Raw genomic sequence first — 4,820 nt, 5'->3', positions numbered from 1 at the left:
GCCTCGGCCGTCACCGAACCATCGGTAGCAACGGTCATCGCCCTGTCGGTGCGGCCCTGGCGGATCGCCTCGACGCCGAGCTGGATCGCAGTGGCGCCGGAAGCACAGGCTGTCGACAGCGTCACCGGCAGGCCTCGCGTGCCGAATCGGTCGGCGATCCGCTCCGAGATCGAACCGAACATCACGGCCTCGTGGAAGGCGGGATCTGCCTTTTCGCGCATGGCGGCGAGAAAACGGATGTAAGCGTCGTTCTCTTCGCTTGGCGGCGGCGCGCGGTCGGCAAGGTCGAAGCGCATCGACCATTCCGGCTCGACCGGCGGGGCGGCGAGAAACAGCGGCGCGTCGAAGTCGCCGGAAAGCCCGGCCATCTCCAACGCTTCCTCGATCGTCGCCTCGGCAAAGGCATAGGACCGCGCCACGGGGTTCTGCTCGGAGGGGATGAAGTCCACCGTGCCGGCAATGCGCGTGGACAGGTGGTCGGTCGGAAAGCGCGAGATCGCGTGGATCCCGGAAACGCCGCCGGTCAGCTTCTCCCAGTTGTCCGCAAGACCGCGCCCGAGCGAGGTGACGACGCCCATGCCGGTGACGGCAACCAGCGGACGGCCAAGGTGATCGGTAAATTTGCTCATCTGCCCATCCTCTCTCACTTCTCGCCGACAAGCACGGCAACGCCTTCGCCACGCTGCAGGCCGACGGTGGTCACGGCGATCTTTTCAGCCGGCGCCGGCATCGATGCCTCGCCGTCATTGAAGACGGGCACCCGCGCCTTGGCATCGAGCGAAAGCGCGGCCAGCGCGATGCCGAGGGGGAAGTTGGCTTCCATGGCGTGGCCGGTCATGCCCGTATAGCCGCGCAGCGGCGTATCCGGGAAACCGGACTTCAGAACATCGGCTTCCTGCTTCGTCAGTGCGCTGAGGCCGGTGGCGCCGGAGAAGACGGCTTCGTTCGTTCCGCCCTCAAAACCGGCATCGGCAAGAAGTCGGGCAAAGCGTTCTTCGAAGTTTCCGTCCTCACGCTTGCCGCGATCGCCTTCAACGCCGGAGAGCGTGGCATAGATATGCGCGCCGCGCGCTTCGGCATAGGCGCGGGATTCGAGCACGAGGAATGCGCCTGCCGAACCCATGACCATGCCGCCGTCGTCTTCGGCCGCCCTGTCCCAGAGCGGCGCCCATTTGCCGCGCGACAGCGCGTGAACGGCCTCGAACATCAACAGGATGTCGCGCCGTTCGGCAACGAAGGAGGCGCCGACCAGCGTATGCGTCGACTGGCCCGCGAGAATGCGGGCATAGGCGGTTGCGACAGCCGAAATGCCGGCGGCTTCCTCGCCCATGAAGGTGCGCGACGAACCGGTGACCTTGTGGACGATCGAGATATTGCCGGCAACCAGATTGGCAAGCTGCGCGAGAAAAAGCGTCGGGCGCAGTTCGGTCGTCAGCTTTTCATTCAGCAGGATTTCACGGTCGGAGCGTTCGCGCGCCTCGTTGACGATCATCGTGTCGACGGCGATGTCGCGCTCGCCGCCGCCGGCAGCCACGATCATGTCCATGGTCGAGCAGATCTCGTCATTGCCCTTCACGCCGGCGTCATCGAGCGCCAGACCGGCGGCATAGACGCCGAGGCGCTGCCAGTTCTCCATCTGGCGCTGGTCGCCGCGCTTCGGGATCTGGTCTTTCCAGTCGATCTCGGGCAGCGGATGCACCGGATAGGGCGCGCAGATTTCGTCATCGACGCGCATATCGGGCGCCGCGCCGCCGGTCAGCATCGCGACATGCGGCTCCTGGCCGACGCCGAAACTGGTCACAAGCCCGATACCGGTGACAACGACATCATTGTCCGATTTCGTCATTTCAGGACCTTTCCACGGTCTGGCCGTTCTCGATCGCGGCGAACAGGCCGACTTCCTCGGCCCGTCGCCGGACGATCGGCGCCAGATCATTGTCTTCAAAAGAAAGCGTGCGGAATTTCAGCTGCGCGCTGGCGATCGGCTTGCCGGCAGACGCGATCTTCGCCTTGGTCACGGCAAAGCCCGAGCCTTCGTGCTCCAGCGCCGCCTCGATATCGAGCACGGCATGCGGCTCGACGAAGCTGCGCAGCTTGGCGCTGTCGACCATCATCAGAAAGGGCATGGCCGAACAATTGTTGACGCCCAGCAGCAGCATGCCGGACGCCTGCGCCATGGTCTCGATCAAGAGCACGCCCGGCACAAGCGGCATGCCGGGAAAATGCCCCTCGAACACGGGGCTCTCTTCCGGCACCGTCGAACGCGCGACGATCCTGCCCGCGGCTATATCCACGGACACGACCTCATCGATCATCTGGAAATATTCGAGCAGCATGAATGCCTTCAGCCTCTCCCGCCTGCAAGTTCACGGTCAGGAAACGGAAGCCACGGCAGGCCCCGAAGCTTGTCCGCCGAAGAGCGCTGCCTGGCGAAGTCAGGCCTGTTTGGCCGCCCTCAGCTCGTCGATCTTGGCGCAGAGATTCTTCAGGATGAAATACTCATCCGCGTCGACCTTGCCCTCATTGACTTCCTGAGTCCATTTTTCGAGCGGAATCTTGATACCGAATTCCTTGTCGATGGCAAAGACGATATCCAGGAAATCAAGACTGTCGATGCCCAGATCGTCAATCGTGTTGCTTTCCGGCGTAATCTTGTCGCGGTCGATTTCGCTCGTTTCAGCGATGATATCGGCAACCTTATCGAATGTAGCGCTCACGCCTGTACCTCTTCAAACTATCAATTCAGCCCTTCTCATAGGCAAAGATTGGCGAAAAGCCAATGGCCACGGGGCACCGGATGCTCATTTTTCGACATTTGATCAGACCGCCGAGGAGTGACGCCCCCGGCCGCCCTCCAGATAGGTATCGAAAGTCGCGGCAACAGAGCGGGCGAAGGGAAATGCCGCATTTTCCAGACGAAAACCGAAGGCGTCGAAGCGACAGATCTCGGGATTGTGACGCGCATAGGCCCTCGCCTCGGCCATCACATGCTCGGCCGCCTCGCCGAAACGGGCACGCAGCTCGCAGGCGGAAAACCCATAGGCGCACATGACCCTCTCGATGACGAAGCGGCGCAGGCGATCCTCGTCATCAATCGCGATCCCGCGCACGACCGGCAGTTCGCCGGCCTCCGCCAGACGGCGATATTCGCCGATCGCCGGAATATTCTGCCAGTAGCCTTCCTTCACCTCGCTGATCGAAGAGGCTCCGAGCCCGATCAACGCATCCGCGCCGTCATCTGTATAACCCTGGAAATTGCGATGCAGCCTTCCTGTTCTCGCCGCAGCCGCCAGGCTGTCGTCGGGAAGCGCGAAATGGTCGATGCCGATCGGCTGATAGCCGGCCGCCGCCAGCATATCGCCGGCAAGGGTCATCTGCTCGAACCGGGCCTCTGCATCCGGCAACGCGTCCTCGGGAATCAGCGTCTGGTGCTTCTTCATCCACGGTACATGCGCATAACCGAAAAGCGCGATCCGGTCCGGGCGAAGCGAAGTGATCTGTTTGACGGTGCGCGACAGCGTCTCAAGGCTCTGGTGCGGCAGGCCGTAGAGCAGGTCGCAATTGACCGAGCGCACGCCGCGGGCGCGCATGGCGGCAATCACCGCGGCGGTCTGCTCGAAGCTCTGCAGGCGGTTGATCGTCTTCTGCACGGTCTCGTCGAAATCCTGAACGCCGAGGCTGGCGCGGGTCAAGCCGATCCCGGCAAGCGCATCGTAGCGCGCCTCGTCAAGGTCGTTCGGATCCATCTCGACGCTGATCTCCGCGTCCTGGGCAAAGTCGAAGGACTCCCGCAACCATCCCATCAGCCGGCGCATGTCGTCCGGCGTCAGCATCGTCGGCGATCCGCCGCCCCAATGCAGGGCGGTAACCCTGACGCCGGACGGGACCATTGCGCCAACGCTCTTGATTTCGTGGCGGAGACTTTCCAGATAGGCAGTGATCGGCTCGTAGCGCAGCGTATGCTTCGTGTGACAGGCGCAGAACCAACAGAGCCGGTCGCAATAGGGAATATGGACGTAGAGCGACAGCTTGTCTTCCCGGGAAAGCGCCCTCACCCAGGAACTGACATCCGCTCCCGAAATTCCGCCGTGAAAATGCGGCGCCGTCGGATAGCTCGTATAGCGCGGAACGGGGCGCGAGAACGTCTTCAGCAACTGCCGGCTGGATGTCATGGCGAAAAACCCTTGCTCATGCGGGACCAGATTGTCGTTATCGTCTTGCGCTCACCCCGGCTTTGACTTTAATCAAGGAATGAAGATGTCATCCGTCCGCGCCGTCCGCTAAATGGTTGCACGCCGGGCAAAGGGCGTCTAGACGGATCAGGAATTAACGGCAGCCCTTGTGAGAAGGCTGCAATTTGGTGAAACCATGGATGAAAAGCCGCATTTCGCAAGCGACGATGACGTCATACCGCAGGTCTGCCGGGCCTGCGAGGCGCGCCACGGCGGCATTTGCTCGGTCCTCAACGGTTCACAGCTGGCTGCGCTCAACAAGCAGTCCTCGAAGCGGACGATCGATCCCGGTACGGAGGTCGTCGGCCAGGGCGAGAACGTCAACAGCTACTCCAATATCCTGCGCGGCGTGGTCAAGCTCTCCAAGATGATGGCGGACGGTCGCCAGCAGATCGTCGGCCTGCAGTTCGCCCCCGATTTTCTCGGCCGGCCGTTTTCCCGCGAAAGCTCGCTGACGGCGGAAGCGGCGACGGCGACGGAAATCTGCGCCTTTCCCCGCGCCGCGATCGAGCGGATGATCGCCGACACGCCCGGCCTGGAGCACAAGCTCTACGACCAGTCGCTGAAGGAGCTCGACGAGGCCGCGCG

6 protein-coding genes are annotated in these 4,820 nt (G+C 62.7%); 1 reads left to right on the top strand and 5 read right to left on the bottom strand.

Going from position 1 to position 4,820, the window contains the following annotated elements:
- The 5 genes from AC5DC2_RS19385 to hemN all read right to left on the bottom strand — a co-directional run.
- Positions 1 to 629: beta-ketoacyl synthase N-terminal-like domain-containing protein (locus AC5DC2_RS19385; RefSeq protein WP_491699651.1), on the bottom strand; the 629-nt coding region annotated here is incomplete at its 3' end.
- A 14-nt stretch (positions 630 to 643) separates the two neighbouring features.
- A complete protein-coding gene (locus tag AC5DC2_RS19380) occupies positions 644 to 1,846 on the bottom strand; it encodes a beta-ketoacyl-ACP synthase (protein WP_491699650.1) in 1,203 nt (400 codons plus the stop codon).
- Position 1,847: 1 nt separating this feature from the next.
- Positions 1,848 to 2,336 carry a 3-hydroxyacyl-ACP dehydratase FabZ family protein gene (locus AC5DC2_RS19375; protein WP_024707088.1) on the bottom strand — a complete coding sequence of 163 codons (489 nt, stop codon included), beginning with the start codon at positions 2,334 to 2,336 and terminating at the stop codon, positions 1,848 to 1,850.
- 99 nt (positions 2,337 to 2,435) lie between these two features.
- A complete protein-coding gene (locus AC5DC2_RS19370) occupies positions 2,436 to 2,717 on the bottom strand; it encodes an acyl carrier protein (protein WP_024707087.1) in 282 nt (93 codons plus the stop codon).
- Positions 2,718 to 2,819: 102 nt separating this feature from the next.
- Positions 2,820 to 4,172, bottom strand: a complete 1,353-nt coding sequence (gene hemN, locus AC5DC2_RS19365; protein WP_491699649.1) for an oxygen-independent coproporphyrinogen III oxidase — start codon at positions 4,170 to 4,172, stop codon at positions 2,820 to 2,822.
- Between the two features lie 196 nt (positions 4,173 to 4,368).
- Here hemN and AC5DC2_RS19360 point away from each other — a divergent pair.
- A partial coding sequence (locus AC5DC2_RS19360) for a Crp/Fnr family transcriptional regulator (protein WP_491699648.1) occupies positions 4,369 to 4,820 on the top strand: 452 nt, incomplete at its 3' end.

It is taken from the genome of Martelella sp. (assembly GCF_984369615.1).
This window is presented reverse-complemented; position numbering and strand designations above follow the sequence as displayed.